Annotated in this window: 25 protein-coding genes; 18 read left to right on the top strand and 7 right to left on the bottom strand. The window is 36.3% G+C overall.

Features of this window, described 5'->3' with window-relative positions:
• Window positions 1–50: 50 nt before the first annotated feature.
• Together MKX39_RS20775 and MKX39_RS20770 are read right to left on the bottom strand one after the other, a co-directional pair.
• Window positions 51–551 carry a type II toxin-antitoxin system PemK/MazF family toxin gene (locus MKX39_RS20775; RefSeq protein WP_340765079.1) on the bottom strand — a complete coding sequence of 167 codons (501 nt, stop codon included), beginning with the start codon at window positions 549–551 and terminating at the stop codon, window positions 51–53.
• A gap of 95 nt (window positions 552–646) precedes the next feature.
• Window positions 647–1,465, bottom strand: a complete 819-nt coding sequence (locus MKX39_RS20770; RefSeq protein ID WP_340765078.1) for a hypothetical protein — start codon at window positions 1,463–1,465, stop codon at window positions 647–649.
• A gap of 163 nt (window positions 1,466–1,628) precedes the next feature.
• Here MKX39_RS20770 and MKX39_RS20765 point away from each other — a divergent pair, with 163 nt between their 5' ends.
• The gene (locus MKX39_RS20765) at window positions 1,629–3,623 is read left to right on the top strand and encodes an ATP-dependent DNA helicase RecG (protein ID WP_340771762.1); all 1,995 of its coding nucleotides are present in this window, start codon (window positions 1,629–1,631) and stop codon (window positions 3,621–3,623) included.
• Complete coding sequence (locus MKX39_RS20760; protein ID WP_340765073.1) at window positions 3,620–3,796, top strand: hypothetical protein; 177 nt, start codon at window positions 3,620–3,622, stop codon at window positions 3,794–3,796. Before MKX39_RS20765 ends, MKX39_RS20760 begins: the two co-directional genes overlap by 4 nt.
• Before the next feature lie 44 nt (window positions 3,797–3,840).
• Here MKX39_RS20760 and MKX39_RS20755 read toward each other — a convergent pair whose 3' ends face one another.
• Window positions 3,841–4,839 carry a thymidylate synthase gene (locus MKX39_RS20755; protein ID WP_340771759.1) on the bottom strand — a complete coding sequence of 333 codons (999 nt, stop codon included), beginning with the start codon at window positions 4,837–4,839 and terminating at the stop codon, window positions 3,841–3,843.
• Between the two features lie 160 nt (window positions 4,840–4,999).
• Between MKX39_RS20755 and MKX39_RS20750 the strand changes: the two genes are divergently transcribed.
• The 15 genes from MKX39_RS20750 (at window position 5,000) to MKX39_RS20680 (ending at window position 12,506) form a co-directional block, all read left to right on the top strand.
• The gene (locus tag MKX39_RS20750) at window positions 5,000–5,617 is read left to right on the top strand and encodes a transglycosylase SLT domain-containing protein (RefSeq protein WP_340765069.1); all 618 of its coding nucleotides are present in this window, start codon (window positions 5,000–5,002) and stop codon (window positions 5,615–5,617) included.
• A gap of 243 nt (window positions 5,618–5,860) precedes the next feature.
• On the top strand, window positions 5,861–6,178 hold the full coding sequence (locus tag MKX39_RS20745) for a hypothetical protein (RefSeq protein WP_340765067.1): 318 nt from the start codon (window positions 5,861–5,863) through the stop codon (window positions 6,176–6,178).
• 177 nt (window positions 6,179–6,355) lie between these two features.
• Window positions 6,356–6,547: a hypothetical protein gene (locus MKX39_RS20740; protein WP_340765065.1), complete on the top strand. Its 192-nt coding sequence runs from the start codon at window positions 6,356–6,358 to the stop codon at window positions 6,545–6,547.
• Window positions 6,548–6,960: 413 nt separating this feature from the next.
• Window positions 6,961–7,221: a hypothetical protein gene (locus MKX39_RS20735; RefSeq protein WP_340771756.1), complete on the top strand. Its 261-nt coding sequence runs from the start codon at window positions 6,961–6,963 to the stop codon at window positions 7,219–7,221.
• A 58-nt stretch (window positions 7,222–7,279) separates the two neighbouring features.
• Window positions 7,280–7,501 (top strand): hypothetical protein, encoded by a 222-nt coding sequence (locus MKX39_RS20730; protein ID WP_340765059.1) that lies wholly within the window; start codon window positions 7,280–7,282, stop codon window positions 7,499–7,501.
• A gap of 87 nt (window positions 7,502–7,588) precedes the next feature.
• On the top strand, window positions 7,589–7,780 hold the full coding sequence (locus MKX39_RS20725; RefSeq protein ID WP_340765057.1) for a hypothetical protein: 192 nt from the start codon (window positions 7,589–7,591) through the stop codon (window positions 7,778–7,780).
• 330 nt (window positions 7,781–8,110) lie between these two features.
• Window positions 8,111–8,509, top strand: a complete 399-nt coding sequence (locus tag MKX39_RS20720) for a hypothetical protein (protein ID WP_340771754.1) — start codon at window positions 8,111–8,113, stop codon at window positions 8,507–8,509.
• A gap of 209 nt (window positions 8,510–8,718) precedes the next feature.
• Entirely contained in the window at window positions 8,719–9,009 is a 291-nt protein-coding gene (locus MKX39_RS20715; RefSeq protein ID WP_340771751.1) for a hypothetical protein, read from the top strand.
• Window positions 9,010–9,062: 53 nt separating this feature from the next.
• Complete coding sequence (locus MKX39_RS20710; RefSeq protein WP_340765052.1) at window positions 9,063–9,407, top strand: hypothetical protein; 345 nt, start codon at window positions 9,063–9,065, stop codon at window positions 9,405–9,407.
• Between the two features lie 494 nt (window positions 9,408–9,901).
• Window positions 9,902–10,123: a hypothetical protein gene (locus MKX39_RS20705; protein ID WP_340765049.1), complete on the top strand. Its 222-nt coding sequence runs from the start codon at window positions 9,902–9,904 to the stop codon at window positions 10,121–10,123.
• A gap of 204 nt (window positions 10,124–10,327) precedes the next feature.
• Window positions 10,328–10,720: a hypothetical protein gene (locus tag MKX39_RS20700; protein ID WP_340765048.1), complete on the top strand. Its 393-nt coding sequence runs from the start codon at window positions 10,328–10,330 to the stop codon at window positions 10,718–10,720.
• Window positions 10,721–10,750: 30 nt separating this feature from the next.
• Window positions 10,751–10,909 carry a hypothetical protein gene (locus tag MKX39_RS20695; RefSeq protein ID WP_340765046.1) on the top strand — a complete coding sequence of 53 codons (159 nt, stop codon included), beginning with the start codon at window positions 10,751–10,753 and terminating at the stop codon, window positions 10,907–10,909.
• 36 nt (window positions 10,910–10,945) lie between these two features.
• A complete protein-coding gene (locus MKX39_RS20690) occupies window positions 10,946–11,401 on the top strand; it encodes a hypothetical protein (protein ID WP_340765043.1) in 456 nt (151 codons plus the stop codon).
• 122 nt (window positions 11,402–11,523) lie between these two features.
• A complete protein-coding gene (locus tag MKX39_RS20685; RefSeq protein WP_340765042.1) occupies window positions 11,524–12,123 on the top strand; it encodes a hypothetical protein in 600 nt (199 codons plus the stop codon).
• A gap of 215 nt (window positions 12,124–12,338) precedes the next feature.
• Window positions 12,339–12,506 (top strand): hypothetical protein, encoded by a 168-nt coding sequence (locus MKX39_RS20680; protein WP_340765040.1) that lies wholly within the window; start codon window positions 12,339–12,341, stop codon window positions 12,504–12,506.
• 339 nt (window positions 12,507–12,845) lie between these two features.
• Here the strand turns inward: MKX39_RS20680 and MKX39_RS20675 are convergent, their stop codons facing one another.
• The 4 genes from MKX39_RS20675 to MKX39_RS20660 form a co-directional block, all read right to left on the bottom strand.
• Window positions 12,846–13,262 (bottom strand): hypothetical protein, encoded by a 417-nt coding sequence (locus tag MKX39_RS20675; RefSeq protein ID WP_340771749.1) that lies wholly within the window; start codon window positions 13,260–13,262, stop codon window positions 12,846–12,848.
• 266 nt (window positions 13,263–13,528) lie between these two features.
• Window positions 13,529–13,720 carry a hypothetical protein gene (locus MKX39_RS20670; RefSeq protein WP_340770131.1) on the bottom strand — a complete coding sequence of 64 codons (192 nt, stop codon included), beginning with the start codon at window positions 13,718–13,720 and terminating at the stop codon, window positions 13,529–13,531.
• A 184-nt stretch (window positions 13,721–13,904) separates the two neighbouring features.
• Window positions 13,905–14,366, bottom strand: coding sequence for a hypothetical protein (locus MKX39_RS20665; RefSeq protein WP_340771748.1), 462 nt, complete (start codon window positions 14,364–14,366; stop codon window positions 13,905–13,907).
• Between the two features lie 117 nt (window positions 14,367–14,483).
• Window positions 14,484–14,960: a hypothetical protein gene (locus MKX39_RS20660; protein WP_340771745.1), complete on the bottom strand. Its 477-nt coding sequence runs from the start codon at window positions 14,958–14,960 to the stop codon at window positions 14,484–14,486.
• A gap of 367 nt (window positions 14,961–15,327) precedes the next feature.
• On the opposite strand from MKX39_RS20660, the gene MKX39_RS20655 reads away from it, so the two are divergent.
• Window positions 15,328–15,732 (top strand): hypothetical protein, encoded by a 405-nt coding sequence (locus MKX39_RS20655; RefSeq protein WP_340765619.1) that lies wholly within the window; start codon window positions 15,328–15,330, stop codon window positions 15,730–15,732.
• The last annotated feature ends 138 nt before the right edge of the window (window positions 15,733–15,870 follow it).

Raw genomic sequence — 15,870 nt, 5'->3', positions numbered from 1 at the left:
TCCTTTTTAATTGAAAAAAGGGGTGTTCAATTGGAACGACCCCTTCGTTCTTAACCTCCAGTTTTTAAACCCAATGCTTGATTCATGGTCCAATCTAGCTTGTCGAGCACCGACTGACTCACGCTGCCAATTGGTTGCTTTCCAAGTCTTGCTTTTGATACCACTCGAATCTGCTCTGTCATTATTGAACCGTCAATGGAACAATTTTCATCCATTGTGTCTTCCGGCTTGATGCGAACATGGGAGAAAAATCTAGGTTGACGCTTGGTAATCGGCAAGATAACCGTTGTCGTCGCAACACGGTTCGTCTCATCATCTTGAATAATTAAACAAGGTCTTATTTTGTTCTCTTCTGAACCAACATTCTCTCCTAGATCAACTGTCCAAATCTCCCCACGCTTAGGTGCTTGGAACTGACGAATCTGTTTTTCTTTCAATGTAAGACTCATCATGCGGCTTGCCCAATTAATCATAGAAGTAAAGCGTTCATTTTCTTGCCCTTCTTTACTGAATCTTTCTACCTTTTCATTTACCATTTCCACTTCTTGCATGTTGAACCCTCCTTAATCTGTCAGTAATAACTGACTCCATTAGTGTTTAGAACATTCTATTCTATACAATTAGGAGGGTTTCAATAACAAACGTTTTATTGCACGAATACTTTACCGTTTTCTTCGCTGTACGAAATCTCTTGTTTTTCTAAATAGCGGATAATTGCACTAAGCTGACTGCTGTCTTGCAAACTATCTATCTGTCTATGTGATTCGATGACCCGCTCAAAATTCTTTGTGCCTCCAACAAGTTCTTCTATTAGTTGTGTAGTGAAGTCTACAGAATACTCGTTACGCTCTGCTGTTTCGTGAAAAACAACGGACATCCCTTGTTTGTCAAAAGCATTTTCTTGTTGCAAAAATTCTGTCTGAGCGATTTGTTTTTCACGTAAAGATTTTCTCAAGTGCGACTCTAAGCCAATTTTATTTGCTTGGTTTGCTCGGTACTGCTCAATGTAAGTTATGTTACTCATTGATTGAGTTACCATTGTATTGTTAGATACCTGAATGGACGTCAATAACAACTGGAGAGCAGTTGGCGAGTCGGCTGTTGCTGCTTTTTCATCAGCTACTACTTGTTCTTTTTCTTCATTTATTTGTTCCAACACCACCAGAGGAGTATCTTCTTTGTCAGGAGTTGATTGCAATAGACCAGAAACGGAAACTGCAAGCAACAGCATGAGTATTATTCCTCCTATGACAAATAGCCACATCTTATAGCTACTATAGAAAGTTTCTAATTTATCAAGGAATGTTAGTTTGGGTGATTCTTCCTCCTGTGTTTCTGTTTCCAAAGGTTCTGTATCTAGTTCTTTCTCTTCTTTTTCTTCTTCCACGGAATAGTGGTCATCTGCCTCCTGGAAATCTAGGAGGTCATCTTCTGGGGCAATATATTCTTTCTCGTCTTTCTCCATTCTCTTCACTCCTCTTTCTTAGTTTGTTTATCATATGGGAAAAGAGATTGCTTTATTATCTAAATCGGACGTGGTTGAACTCATAATTTCCTCTGATTCCCATACAATAACGAGAAGATGATAGAAAAGGAGAGAAATCTCACTTAAAAAGGAGTGTGTCAATATGACAATAGGGGTATTAGAGCTGCCGAAGGCAAAGGAAAATCAATTAAAGGCAAAAGGAATAGAAACCATGGAAGAATTAGTAGGATTCATACCAAGAAAGTACAAAGATTATCGAGCTCCAATGATGATCAGTCAGGTCAAATATGGTGAAGACGTTGCGGTAATTGGGAAAATAACTGGAAAGAAAAGCAGTCCGAAAACATCTTCTTTTCAGCTGGTTGATGAACAAGGGAAGAAATTTTCAGTGGTGTGGTTTGGAGCAGAATATATGCTGAAAAAATATGAAGAAGGAGATACGGTAATTGTCGGCGGGGTCATCGAATATGACAAGTTTAGTTATGGACCAAGATTTACGGTTCCCTTTCTATTTACAAAAGACTCACCATCTGCCCGTCGTATCTATCCGATTTACTCCAAGATTAAAGGAATGTCGGAAGAATATTTGACGAAAACCATACATTCAGCCTTGTCTGTACATGCTTGGTCGGAAACACTCGAACTTTCTGTGCGTACCAAGTTTCAGTTGATGGACGGAAAAAAGGCGATAGAAACACTTCATCGTCCGAAAGCGTTGGATGCAATTGAACATGCGAAAAAAACCAAGGTGTTTGAAGATCTCTTCACTTATGCAATGAAAATGGAAGAAAAAGACCGCACCTTAACTAAGGTGTCTCCGTACAGAGTAAAGGATATGGCTTTGTTTAATACGATTCATGATAAACTACCGTTTAATTTAACGGATGGACAAAAAGACGTTATTACAGAAGTTCACCGAAAATTAAAAGCAGGAGACCGAGTGGAAGCCCTTGTTCAAGGGGATGTTGGTTGTGGTAAGACCATTGTGGCGATATTATTAATGAGTATATTGGTGGGAAGCGGACACCAAGCAGCAATTATGGCTCCCACACAAGTGCTAGCAAAGCAACATTTTGAAGAAGTAGAACGAATCCTAACCGGTACACCTTATAAAGTAGCTTTTTTATCGGGAGACATGAAAGTAAGGGAAAAGAAGAAAGTAATCAAGGAAATTGCAGAAGGTGAAGTGCAGGTGATCGTGGGGACACATGCAGTTATTTCCAAAGATGTACGTTTTAAAAGCTTGGCTATGACGATTGTCGATGAAGAACATCGTTTTGGCGTGAAACAACGTGAAGCATTGAGAGAAAAAGCGAGAGCTGGCGTTCATCACATAGGTATGAGTGCAACTCCAATACCAAGAACGTTGGCATTTGCAGTCCTTGGTGAAGCGGTTGATGTGTTTTCTATTAAGTCAATGCCGAATGGTCGAAAACCCGTCCGTACTGTTAGATTAGAGACAGAAGAGCGAGCGTGGACTGGGGTTGTTGGTCAGGTCGAGAAAGGACACCAAGCATATGTAGTTTGTCCGCTAATTGACGAATCAGATGCCGAAGCCATGCAAGGAGTGAAATCTGTCGAAGAAACTTTTAAAGAGCTACAGGAACTTTCCAAAAAAGAACCTCTCCTTAAGGTGGAGATGATTTCAGGGAAAATGAAAGGTTCAGAAGTGGAAGAGGCCATTGGGCGGTTTACTAGAGGTGAAACGAATGTTTTGGTATCCACAACCATTATTGAAGTAGGAGTGAATGTGCCAAATGCGACAATTATTGTATTACGTAACGCAGAAAGATTCGGATTAGCACAGCTTCACCAACTGAGAGGACGCGTAGGACGTGGCGACAAAGCATCTTATTGTATTCTCCTTTCGAAAGCGGAGGGACAACGTAAACTAGATGTCATGACGAGAACGAATGATGGATTTGTCGTTGCAAGTGAAGATCTGGCTCTTCGAGGAACAGGAGATTTCATTGGGACCGAACAGAGTGGACAAAACCCTTATGTAGACCTTATTATTAACCATAGAGAATGGTACAATGCGATACGTGAAGAGGTACAGCAGGTATTTAATGACCCAAGACGTCTTCATTTTTATAGAATTCAGCAGGTACTTGGTTTTGAGGAGGATGCTTCGTGAAAGAGTTTAAGCCCACTGAAAAAGATGAAGAAGCGATGCTTTCGTTTACAATGGATGCGTTTAGAACTCCAGGTTTTTTCAAGCTCTCTCAAAAGGAGCAAATGGAAATCGCAATGGGGTATCTGAAACAATCACGTGTGACACCTATCAAGAAACAATCCAGTATGGATTGACATAAAGAGACCCCGTTCAATTGAACGAGGTCTTTTTTATTTTATTAAACAGCTACGGGTGCTTTTATGGCTGGATGATGATCATAATTTAGCAATGTGATGTCCGCAGGATTGAGCTTGTAGATATCTTCTAGCTCTCCTATATCTTCAGGCAAGACGAGGGTTGGAAGTTCTCGGACTTCTCTGCTCAACTGCTCATTCACTTGCGGCAGGTGATTCGAGTAGATATGAGAATCGCCGAATGTCACGACAAGTTCGCCAACTTCTAAACCGGTCCATTTTGCTAGGAAGTGTATCAGGAGTGCATAAGAAGGAAAATTGAAGGGCCCGCCAAGGAACAGGTCGCACGATCTTTGGTATAGCTGTCCGTCGAGTTTTCCATCTCTTACGTACAATTGAAACATTGTGTGACATGGGGGAAGGGCCATTTTGCCGTCCTGTACGTCTGCAACGTTCCACCCGTTTAAAATCAGTTGTCGGCTGTTCGGATTTCGTTTGATTTCCTTAATAATCCAAGCAATCTGGTCATATGTTCCCTCTTTTCCTTCCCAAGCACGCCATTGTTTTCCGTATACAGGTCCCAGTTCCCCGTATTGCTCCGAAAAGACATCATCTTTTAGGATCTTTTCGCAAAATAATGCCAGCTGCTCCTTATATTGCACTTCGAACTGTGGGTCTTCCGTCGCTCGCAAGCCGAAGTCAGTCATATCTGGACCCGTATAGTCGGTAGAGGCAACGTAACGCTTGAACGCCCATTCGTCCCAAATGTGATTGTTGTGCTGTAAGAGGAAGCGAATGTTGGTATCTCCTCGTAGGAACCATATCAATTCAGATACAACTAAACGGAAGGGTACACGTTTTGTAGTAACTACAGGAAAGCCCTTCTCTAAGTCAAATCGCAGTTGCCTTCCAAACAGGCTGAAAGTACTGACTCCAGTTCGATCTGCACGTGCATGTTCTTTGTCCCCCGACTGCAAATATGCCTCTATTTCTAGCGAATTCTCTTCCAGGACCTCTTTCAAAAGTGATAAATAGTTCTTCATTATGTGCTCCTCCTTTTATTATTCGAACCATCATATGTGTATTGATGAGAAATGATTCTACTTCTTCCCTACATGGCATAAATTCATCTGGCTTGCTTATAATAGTCAGTCGAATAAAAAAATGGAGATGCATATTAGCATCATATGGAGGACCTTAGATATGAATACGAAATGGATGGACGCAGGTAAAAAGGTAGCATTAATTATTGGAATGATTACAATATCAAATCAATTGGTGTCGATGGGTGAGAAAGTAGAAGAAGTTAAAACAATGGAGAAAACACCTGTTGTGGAAGCTCAGGTAGAAAAGGCATCGGTAGAACTAACAGAATCGACTATTTACCGTTCTGATATCCCTTTACCCAAAGAACAACAAGAATTTCTGCATGAGCGAACAGTAGAGTTAGGACTTGATTATGACAAAACACTCGCGATTATCAAGCATGAGAGTAAGTTTGATGCGAATGCAATAGGAGTAACTAATGATTACGGATTGTTTCAGATAAACCCGAACAATCATGAATGGTTAGCGTATGCAACGAAAACAAAGAATGACCCATTAGATCCTTTTGTAAATATCATATGGGGTACATTCATGCTGGATGACCTTTATGATAAATGGTCTGATGAAGGAATTAATGGACAAGAGTTAGATGAGTACGTTTGGAGCTCTTATAATAAGGGTGTTGGTGGGTTTAATCGTACCGGAAAAGCAACGGACTATATTAAAAAGGTGCGGGTGGCCATAGCTGAAGTAAAAATTCACGACGAAGGATAATTAAAAAGGAAAACTAATTAACCCTAATGAAAAATATAGGTAGAGTCATAACAGACAGGTTGAAGGGAGCACTTAGGTGCTTCCTTTTTTTTGTTCAGAAATGTAGAACTTTCGTTTTCTTATGTATTTCAAATCTGCTGCATAGAATAGGAAGCATCAATTGAAAAGGAGCAGTGTGCATGCAAATGAGGAGGCATAAGTTAGTTCCATGAACTTTAAGACACTTAAAAGGAGTGACGAGTGATGAAAAGGTATAGATACATCATGAGCGGCATTGCATTAGGGGACGGTAAAATTGGAAATTTTAGACTTATCGCAGGCAACAATATTAAACCTTCTTATAATGGGGAAGTGGCTCTTAGAGTAAACATACCGGAGGATTTAAAGATGAACAAGTATAGTTGCGACTCATATTCGACAACAGATGATCAGAGGACGCTTGATGAATTGGGATATGACGTATTAATTTGGCATAAAAAAGCAAAAAAGTGGAGAGTGCATAATAATTACAAAGGAACCAAACCTTGTGACATTCATCATCTTAGTCCCTACTACATGTAAGGATGACGATTTTGGATGGTGAAAAGTATTGAAACCGTAAAGCTGGTCGTCAATTACAACAAATATCTTGTAGACGTCGTTTAAGACGTCTTTTTCTTATTTCTTAGAGCCTTACTGCATAGAATAGGAAGCATCAATTAAAAAGGAGCAGTTTATTTGCAGATAAGGAGGAATCGAATGGAATGGTGGGGTGTTTATTTAAATGGAGAACGAACCGAAAGGTATCTGTCTTATGTATCGGAGGAAAGAGCAAGAGAGCTTAGTCAAGCATTGAATAGGCGTAACAGGACAAACAGAGAAGTTTTTTTCGAGCCGATGGAAATAAGGTTTTTATTAGACGAGAAGTATAAAGGGGAAAGAATTTATTAAGAAACACAGTCTGAGACAACATAAACAACGATCAAATTGTGCAACAAAGGCAAATGTTTGCAGCTGTTGACACAAAATGATTAGGAGGGAGGCTATTTAGTGTACAAATATGAAATTAATTTTTATACAGAAGATTATAAAATGAAAACTGAATGGACTAATAGTTGGTTTGCTTTTATGAAGCTAAGACTAACTACAAGATGGCACTCATATCGGATTAATCGACACTGAACAGATCGAACGCATACTGTGCAGTTGACATATAAAGGGAGGTAGGAAATAGCGTGAAACGATGTAATTTCTGTAACGGCTCAGGTAAAAAGTTCATCGGACTTATGGGTTTTGACCAAATCAAAGTACCTTGCAAAAAATGCAATGGTAAAGGGATGAAATAGAAAAGGAGAATGAAAATATTGAACAAAACAGAAGAATTAAAACCATGTCCATTTTGCGGTGGAATAGCAAAGATACTTGTTAGTGATGATGAAGGGAATGACAGAAACGAGGAATACGAACAAGAACCTTGGTCGGGGCTTTCCTTTAAAATCGTTCATACTTTTGATGGAAATGAGAGTTGTCCAATTGCGACTCACATAGGAGAAACAATCGGCTCAATTCTTTACGATAATCGTAAGGAATTAATTGGAAGATGGAATTTAAGACATTCCGAATAGCACACAGTTCGACCATACGTTGCAGTAGACACAAAAAGCGACATAAGGAGGCGTTAGTATGACTAAAAGCATGATTGATGAAGTAAAGGAATTATTAGCCTTAACTGAAACCGAATTAGATGAAATATTATTATCTGAGAAATACAATAAAGCAAATCTACGAGAGTTGGTAAGACGATGCTTACAAGTTGCAAATGAATATAAAATCGCCTTCGAGTACGAGATAAGTGAAGCCAAAAAAGAGACAGAAGAATCCTTAAAACGCTATAGCCGAGAGTAAAATTTTGTGTCACATTACGACCAAACGGTTCAACAAAAAAGAGGAACGATATTTCTAGGAAAGGTAAATAGGAAAGGATGTGAAGCAGTGGATAAACCATATTTTTTAATTTCAGCAACGTCTGGGAACACCCAATACCTGATTGATAGACGAATTCAAAAAGATAAGGATACAGAAGCCATGCGGAAGCGTGTGGCAAGTTCGGGTTGTACGCAACAGGAACTTACGCAAGAAGAACGAGATACACTTGTTGGAAGTCAAAAAGGACAGTGGATTTAGCAGCGGATATAGGACACAGATGAAACCATGCAATTCACTTTTCAGAGCAAAGGAAATAAACATATTTGGAAGAGACGTCCTTTAGGGGGGGTCTTTTTATTATGGCTTGGAACCAATCTGCATAGGATAAAGAGTGTTAACTAAAAAGGAGCGGTACTGCTGCATATTAGGAGGTTTTAAAATTGAATAAAAGAGAAGCATGTAGTTTTTTGCTTTCCATATTTCTACCTCCCATTATAGTTATAGGGTTGTACTTCTCCCTAGTCTTCTTAACGAAGTGACTACGTAGTAAAACACGAGATAATATAAAAACATGAGGGAGTGATTAGTATGAAATCAGAGAAAGAATTGATGGAAGACAAGTTGGCAGACATTAGGGATAATTTGTTTGATGAAAATGACTATGGATCCGATGAAGGACATAATTTGGTGGGGGCTTATGCTGGAAGTGCTTATGAAGTAGTCTGTGGAGTCGAAAGAAAACTCAAAAGACAACAACAAGAAATCTCAGAATTAAAAGAAATTTTGAATAAGAGACCCACAAAGACAATGACAATAATGGAACATATTCGAGAAGAGTCTCAATGCAACTATGCAGATATAATAGACTATTTGTCAGAATTGAATCAATGTGGGGATGAATTAAAGGCAAAATACCTTGGCGAATTAATTTGGCATATCCACAAGGAAGAACAAAAAGAACTTATAGGAAACAAATCGATAGAATAACTAAAAATATTAATTATAATATAGACGTCTCATGAGGCGTCTTTTCTTATTTCAAGATCGGAAGTAAACAAATCACAGAATGTCTTTTTGTAAAAAGAAAGGGAGCTGCATATGATGAAGGGAACAGATAATGCAGGTGCGATTATGTTCGCAAATGGTGTGTGGGCATCTATAGGATTATATAGGTGGAATAGAAAGGGGAATGAAAAATGGATTTAATGGATTTTATTAAGGTTAAAACAAGTGAATTAAAAGAGATTTATGGAAAAGTGGAGTATGCCTCGAATGAAAATGCAGTGTTGAGTAAGGATAGCGTCAGAACAGAGTTTTCGGCAAAGGAAACGCCATTAATTAAAGCAGGACAAGAAATTAACCTGTCTGAAATTAATGTGGTATCGGCCATAGCATTTGAACCTAATGGGACATTGTTAAGTTTTTATGTGACGCCCCCGAGAAAAAGGAAACCAATACTGAAAGAGTTTTACTTCCTATGGGATTAAGTTATTTTTTGTTGGATTAAGGAACGGTATAACTAATGAGGAGATGACTAAAGTTGAAAGAAACAAACCATGATTATCAAAATTGTTTAGTAGGGAACTATTACGACAGTGATTGCACAGGAAAATTTTCATCTTGGCAAGATTTTAAAGATACACATGCAGGGTTTTTGTCTAACGGATTTGATGATACCTATCATTTTGTTTTTCGATACGACATTTACAAACAGAATGATGAAGAATATACATTGGAATTATGTATGATGCTTCAGCGTAAAGGGATATACACTCATCTTTTCATCGAAAACATTGACCAGAATACTTTAGACGAAGAAGTTCAAGCATGGTTAAGAAGTCGAAGCGAGTATATAAAAACCCTATGGAAAGAAGTAATAGGTTAATACATTGTAGAACAAAAGGCATAATGAAATTTAGAGTTGATGGAGTGTATCAGATGGATAATATTTCAGTTTTACAGCTTCGTCCCTTTTCTAAAAGAGTTAGAAAGGAGCATGACCTTGTTTGAAATATCATTTCTGAAAAGATTATCACAGTTTTTTTGCAAGCATAACTACTTTGCTGTTGCTGTAACGGATTTTTATAAAGAACCTAGTAGTGATATTAATGAAACCGTTTCAATTTATAAGTGTGAAAAGTGTGAACATGTAAGGATATTCAAGAAAAATTAAACAAATTGAGATTGTTAGGAAGCACTTACCTGTGCTTTCTTTTTTTTAAAAAACAAGAGAGAGTGAATAAACAAACCAATAGACCTTTGTGAAAAGATAGTGTGCTGCATAAGATGTAAGGATTACAAAAAGAAGGAGCGAGGATCTCGCATAATTGCAGGTTTGGTATGAGACGACAAGTAATAAATAAAAAGGGGGATTATTGAATGAAAAACAAAACAACTAAAAAATTGACTAACGGTCACAAGGAAGTTCCTTTGTTTTACGTTACATTTGATTTGAACAAATATCTAGAAACAGGGGAAAAAGGTTCTTGCAATATAAGATTACATCCTTCGGTAAAAGAAGACGAGACAATTGTGGAAATATTAAAAGACTTAATTGAGCATATTCGAAAGAACTATGATATGGAAAGCTTGGTTAAGTAGTTTATTAATCGACTCAAGCGAAGAATGGAAGCACTATATGTGCTTTCTTTTTTTTGTAGGCAACATTCCGATCGTTAGTAAACAAACTAACTTTACTTCTTTGTGAAAAGAAAGGCTCCTGCATAAGATGTAAAGATTACAAATAGAAGGAGCGAACATAGTCGCAAGTAATTTGATATGGACATCGAAAGGGGAATATTAAAAATGGATAAACACAAGGCTCAGTTAAACTGGTATTACCAGCAGGAGAAAAAGCGAAAGGAAGCAAGGGAAAAAAATGACACAACCTTGATTAATCAGCGGATGCAAGAACTTCTGGGAAACGCTTGGCATAAACTGAGCGATGAAGAGAAGGAAGATTTTAAACCAGTTGTAAAGTGTATCGAAAGAAAACTTGTACAGTCTCCGTTATTTGGGATGCGTTACAGAGATAATTTCGAAAACTTGGATGTCGCTATTCTACAAGTCATTCTATTATCTATGATTGCACCGAATAGGAAACAAGAAATAGCTCGTTGGAAGGGCGAAATCTCGCGTGTTGACTTTCATTCAAATGTGCGATTTGTCCAATTAGAGCGTGAATTAAGCAGGATTTGATAATATTAAAATGAAAAGGTGGGTTTTTATATGGATTTTAAAGATAGTGGAAGAGCACAAGTTACATTGGACAATATGAAAGAAAATTTGGAGACAATCGAAGAGAGTATGAAATCCTCTGAAGATACTTCCTACTTGGTTAAAAAATTAGCGAATCAAGCAAATGAACTAGTAAAGCTATGTGAATAGGCATATCTTGTGACTATTAAAAGGAGGAGTTATGAATTGGAGAAAACAGAAAAGAACGCAGCGGTCATATCGAAGAGTAAATTAGTGACGAATAATCCATTAGTTTTAGTCGCACTACAAACAGGATTAGATGATGACTCCAATAAGAAATACAAAACTATCACTGTAGATTACCAAACACTTGAACATTATGTCTTTCGAGTTTCTACATTGTTTGATGATGTAGAGGGTTTTATGGCACACCACACATGGGAACAGGCAAAGGAAGTGGGAGAACTTCAAAAAACTATTAATTATGCAATACAGAGCTATGAGGTTCATTTCGAAACGGGAACACCTGTAAAAGTGTCAGCTAGTGTCTATCACGAAGAGAAGTCGTTACTTTCTGAAGAAGAAATTATTACAGAAGCGAAAGGTTATGTTGTCGAATTTTGTGGATTTTCTCCAGAAGTAGAGTATTCGATTCACGTTCTGCAAATTAAGGATGAATAACAGAATAATCGACAGGAGCAGCCGATGGTTGCTCTTTATTGTCGAAATTATTTGATATCTATTACTTGTATCGTTCAGTTATAATGGGAAGTAAGGGAAAGTAGTCTTAGGGGGTTATAGTGATGTTGTGGCTAATGATAACGGAATGGTTAATTCCAATTTGCATGGTTCTTATATTCGGTGTATTTTTAAGCTTTTGGAAAAAAGGACAACCGCCTATTTTGCTTGCCCTACTAGAATTTGTCGTGTTAGGAGCAGGTCATATAGCATCGAGAAGATATGCAACAGGAGTGGGCGTTTTAGTATCTTACTTTATTATTTTGTTTGCTGCAGCTTATGTTGATGTAATTGCAGACATACAGCTGAATGACAAATACATGATCACATTCATAATTGTGTCTTTGCTCTTTGTGTCATTTTATTCGGCACGGGCTGTAAAAGATAAGGCAGAAGAACAAAGGATGTACAGACGTATCAAGAAAAGAGATGCTTCTACAGTCAAATTATTGAAGAGTCGAGGGAGTCGAACTGTAACGGTGGGCACTTCTGGAGCTCTATATTCAGATGAACAAACAAGCCGCTTTTTTGATTACGATGGTGGTTTGTTAAATGACATGTTTAGGCAAGAAGAGGAGCAACGTATAGATCAGGAAACGAGAGACAATTTGGATAGAGATATGAATGACAATACAAATGATCATCATTATGATCACGATTATTAAATTGCGGTAAAAGGCACAGGACTTCATAGTCTGTGTCTTTTTTCTACATATAGAAGGCTGTCCTTTTATAATTGGTCAAGAAGGAAATTCAATGTGGAATATACACATTTCTATTAGAGGTTTTACATATGAAATGGACGATTAGTGCATATGATGGGAGGTAACTAACTAAAAAACTGGAGCAGGACAGCCTGCAATCAAAAGGAGAAGATAATATGTTTGAATTAACAGTCGAAAATGGAAAGTATACATTTATTAATAATAATGGAGTAGTATCTATTTTGCGATACGGGAAAGAATGGCGAAATGAAGCGGGTGACAAGGCTCTTCTTAGTTTGCTGCAATATGTAGAGGAGATGTCTAAATCGGAACTTGACAAATAAGGTTGGATTAACATCAAGAACCTTGGAAATGTTGTACGATAGAGGTATGGGTAAGATATTTTGATTATTGAGGTGTTTTAAAAAAGGCTTTGTTAAAGTTAATGGTTGATTTTGTATAGAAAAATGAGCTTGGAGAAGCATTTCCAAGCTCATTTTTTCCTGTCTATTTTTTACTAAAGCACCTCGTTAGTTGAAGTAGAAGACTCACAAACACTGACTATGGCATACTTTCAAATGAAACTTTCAACTCACTATCAAAATGAGACAAACTATTGGCTGGTTTAGTCGAAGAAGTACAATGAGAACCTATTAAATCGTGCCCCTTTGTGGCATCATCCACTAAGCCCCTATCCCTTCAAAATGGGTTTCTTCACCATTCTTAAAAACTTTCAGGTACTCATAGTCCCCTTTGACATTGATTTTGTACAACTTATATGTGTCTGCTTCCCCCTCAGAATTAGAAATGTCGTTCAGATAAATGTTAATCGAATTTTCATCTGTTTTGATATCTATATCTCCAAATTCTTTTCCATCATCCAAAAAATCTTGATTAAGATACAAATAGCGTTTTTTGGAATCGTTGTACATATAAATGCCAGTTCCTGTACCTTTTTCATCATTTTCTACATCCATAATAAAATTTTTCACAATGTCATTTGCCTTTTCTAAATTAATTTCTGAAATAGTTACTTTATTTCCTCCGCATCCTGTCAGAATACCGCAAACAATTAAAATTAGTAATAAAAATTGCTTCAAATTTATACAACTCCTTTGTTTGTTTTTACCGCAACCTTATCACAAGCTGTCCGAATCATGAACATAAGTTAAACAACACTCTTGAACTAACCTGTTGCTTTACTTTAATACGCCTGAAACAAATAGATGTTCCAACTTTATATAAATTCTCCATTTATAATAAGTAAAAATCCATTTGGCTTATTAAACTAAACTGCCGCTTTAGTTCAATAAGAAAAAAGAGTTGCCTAAGTAACACGATGATTTTTACTAAAGCACCCGTTAGCTTAATAAGTGCCTGCTACTAGCCATGCGATGCTCCACATAATAAGAGTAAACGATATTGTAAGCCAAACAGTATGAACCGTAGTTTTTTCTTCGTGTTTTACCTTTTTCAATATAGAAACCAAATTCAAACAAAATATAATGCAAAGGATAGGCATTAAAAACAATCCTATGTATGCAGATGCATAAGTCATATTCTCACTCCTTTGTAGTTGTTTATCATTGTTCAACTAAACTGCAACTTTACTTTAATACGTTCGAAACAAATAGATGTTCCAATTTTATATAAATTTTCCACTTAACATTTATAATAAGTAAGAATCCATTTGGCTTATTGAACTAAACTGCGGCGTTAGTTTAAGTGTACTAATTCACAAACTATAAATTTTGAATTAAAGTTGGGTCGGCACCAAACCAAGTTTGAACATCATTTTCTTCTGTCAATGGTTGAATCCAACAAACACCAAAATAAAATATTTTATTCGCAGTAGTGTTATATGTTTCATATTGAATTCCATTACTTAAATAATCCCCACTATAATCAATATCTATTGGGAAATCGGTAAATTCTCCTTCTACTCCAATTGTTAGTTTTATATCGTTTTGGTAAAAAGAAATCGCTTCAAGCCTTTCTCCACTTTCGATATCTCCCTTTACATCTATTGAAGGTATGCAGCATTTAATCACTTGATTCTTGATTTCACTTTTGTATTCATATTGAATTAAATACCTACCATTTACATCTTGACAATGCATTTCTAAATCTAATTTTTTCGCAGTAAATCCCACTTCTTTATCATTAACGAATAATTTAATAGCACCTAAAGGAGTTAATAACATTTAATCCCCCACTTTTTTTATATTTATCTTATTCAACTAAACTGCTTCGTTAGTTCAATAAGAAAAAAGGCTTTACTCCTTCTTGAAGTAAAGCACCCGTTACTTGAAGATGGATTACTAGACATTCAACCCTAAAAAGATATTTGCCTCATTTTTAATCGTTGATATTACTTGGCTTTCATTAAACTCTAAAGGTATATCACCATTACGTTGTTCATCAATCATTTCACTTATTTCATACCACTCCATCAAATCATCAGGATAATCTAAATCCGAAGCAACAATTCGATAAATCTTATAAGCAAAATCAAATGTAAATGAATGATTATTTTCTTTAATAATTTTATTTGCTAGATGACCTATATAGGCTCTAGCACAAATCTCGAAGGTTGGTTTCTGTATTTCCAACTCATTTAATGCTCTATTAAAATACTCTTCCACTTCGAAAATACTTTCACCATTTAAAAATGAAGAAATTATATTTACAGATGGTGATGACACATCGTTTTCTAATAAGTTAATCGACCAATTTACATAGTCCTTAGTTATTACAGTTCCCTTTTGTATTTTATAAAATAAAGCATTTGTTTGCACTATATCAACCACCTTATAGGTTCTTTTCCTACAATCAGAATAAAATCCTTATTCAACTAAACTGCCGCGTTAGTTTAAGTGAAGCCTTTCACAATCTTACGTTTATTTTAACATAAATATCCAGTGCCAATACTTAATAGGGAAACACATTTTCCACTTTCATTAACGATTAATCAACCTTTACTTTTAACAGAGCCTTCGTATACCCTACGTCTGTTTAAAATAAACTCAATTCAACTGGATATTTATGTTAAAATGAAAACGAGTTTGTGAAGAAGAAATTAAGTAATTAAGCGTTTTTTTATTTTAAGAAAAAGTCCCATACAGGTATGAAAAAGAGTGTAGTTCATTGAAGGGGGAACATATAATGAAACTTAGTCAAATTATATCTTTTACAATCAGTGTATTCTTTTCAATAGTTTTACTCATTTTTTGTTTTTTGAGGAAACTATTATTAACTACCTATACACCAGTCACTTATAGCATGGAAGAGTTGAAATCATTCATTTTTTTAGCAGCATTAACAACTTTGTTTTTCGTATTAACCCTGATATTTGCGTCAAAAATACAATTGATAGTAATGACGGTTATTTATTGGATTTTATTTATTCCAAATTTCATAGCATATATAAAGAGAAATATTAATTTCCTAGATTACGAAATGCTTAAATTCCTAGATGAAACGATGTTAGTAATATATTTATTTCCTTGTATTTTAGGAATAATTTTATTAGTAATTCATAAATCAGATTATAAATTGGATCGGAAATAAGCACCGTATCATTCTTAAAATGCGATGTAAGGGTGTTATCAATTTGTTCCATTAGAATCCTACCTGAACCGACCTTTGTGAACACGCCCTTAAGAGGCGTGTTTTTTTGCTTAAAAAACTAAATAATATACTCGAAAA

The organism is Psychrobacillus sp. FSL K6-1464 (assembly GCF_038003145.1).
GTDB lineage: Bacteria > Bacillota > Bacilli > Bacillales_A > Planococcaceae > Psychrobacillus > Psychrobacillus psychrotolerans.
The sequence above is the reverse complement of the archived record's forward strand: the minus strand, read 5'-3'. Positions and strand labels throughout refer to the sequence as shown.

Excerpts from the sequence above, each read along its gene's own strand:
- MKX39_RS20775 (WP_340765079.1), bottom strand. The coding sequence starts at position 551 with ATGCAAGAAGTGGAAATGGTAAATGAAAAGGTAGAAAGATTCAGTAAA.
- MKX39_RS20770 (WP_340765078.1), bottom strand. The coding sequence starts at position 1,465 with ATGGAGAAAGACGAGAAAGAATATATTGCCCCAGAAGATGACCTCCTA.
- MKX39_RS20765 (WP_340771762.1), top strand. The coding sequence starts at position 1,629 with ATGACAATAGGGGTATTAGAGCTGCCGAAGGCAAAGGAAAATCAATTA.
- MKX39_RS20755 (WP_340771759.1), bottom strand. The coding sequence starts at position 4,839 with ATGAAGAACTATTTATCACTTTTGAAAGAGGTCCTGGAAGAGAATTCG.
- MKX39_RS20750 (WP_340765069.1), top strand. The coding sequence starts at position 5,000 with ATGAATACGAAATGGATGGACGCAGGTAAAAAGGTAGCATTAATTATT.
- MKX39_RS20745 (WP_340765067.1), top strand. The coding sequence starts at position 5,861 with ATGAAAAGGTATAGATACATCATGAGCGGCATTGCATTAGGGGACGGT.
- MKX39_RS20740 (WP_340765065.1), top strand. The coding sequence starts at position 6,356 with ATGGAATGGTGGGGTGTTTATTTAAATGGAGAACGAACCGAAAGGTAT.
- MKX39_RS20730 (WP_340765059.1), top strand. The coding sequence starts at position 7,280 with ATGACTAAAAGCATGATTGATGAAGTAAAGGAATTATTAGCCTTAACT.
- MKX39_RS20720 (WP_340771754.1), top strand. The coding sequence starts at position 8,111 with ATGAAATCAGAGAAAGAATTGATGGAAGACAAGTTGGCAGACATTAGG.
- MKX39_RS20715 (WP_340771751.1), top strand. The coding sequence starts at position 8,719 with ATGGATTTAATGGATTTTATTAAGGTTAAAACAAGTGAATTAAAAGAG.
- MKX39_RS20705 (WP_340765049.1), top strand. The coding sequence starts at position 9,902 with ATGAAAAACAAAACAACTAAAAAATTGACTAACGGTCACAAGGAAGTT.
- MKX39_RS20700 (WP_340765048.1), top strand. The coding sequence starts at position 10,328 with ATGGATAAACACAAGGCTCAGTTAAACTGGTATTACCAGCAGGAGAAA.
- MKX39_RS20695 (WP_340765046.1), top strand. The coding sequence starts at position 10,751 with ATGGATTTTAAAGATAGTGGAAGAGCACAAGTTACATTGGACAATATG.
- MKX39_RS20685 (WP_340765042.1), top strand. The coding sequence starts at position 11,524 with ATGTTGTGGCTAATGATAACGGAATGGTTAATTCCAATTTGCATGGTT.
- MKX39_RS20680 (WP_340765040.1), top strand. The coding sequence starts at position 12,339 with ATGTTTGAATTAACAGTCGAAAATGGAAAGTATACATTTATTAATAAT.
- MKX39_RS20670 (WP_340770131.1), bottom strand. The coding sequence starts at position 13,720 with ATGACTTATGCATCTGCATACATAGGATTGTTTTTAATGCCTATCCTT.
- MKX39_RS20665 (WP_340771748.1), bottom strand. The coding sequence starts at position 14,366 with ATGTTATTAACTCCTTTAGGTGCTATTAAATTATTCGTTAATGATAAA.
- MKX39_RS20655 (WP_340765619.1), top strand. The coding sequence starts at position 15,328 with ATGAAACTTAGTCAAATTATATCTTTTACAATCAGTGTATTCTTTTCA.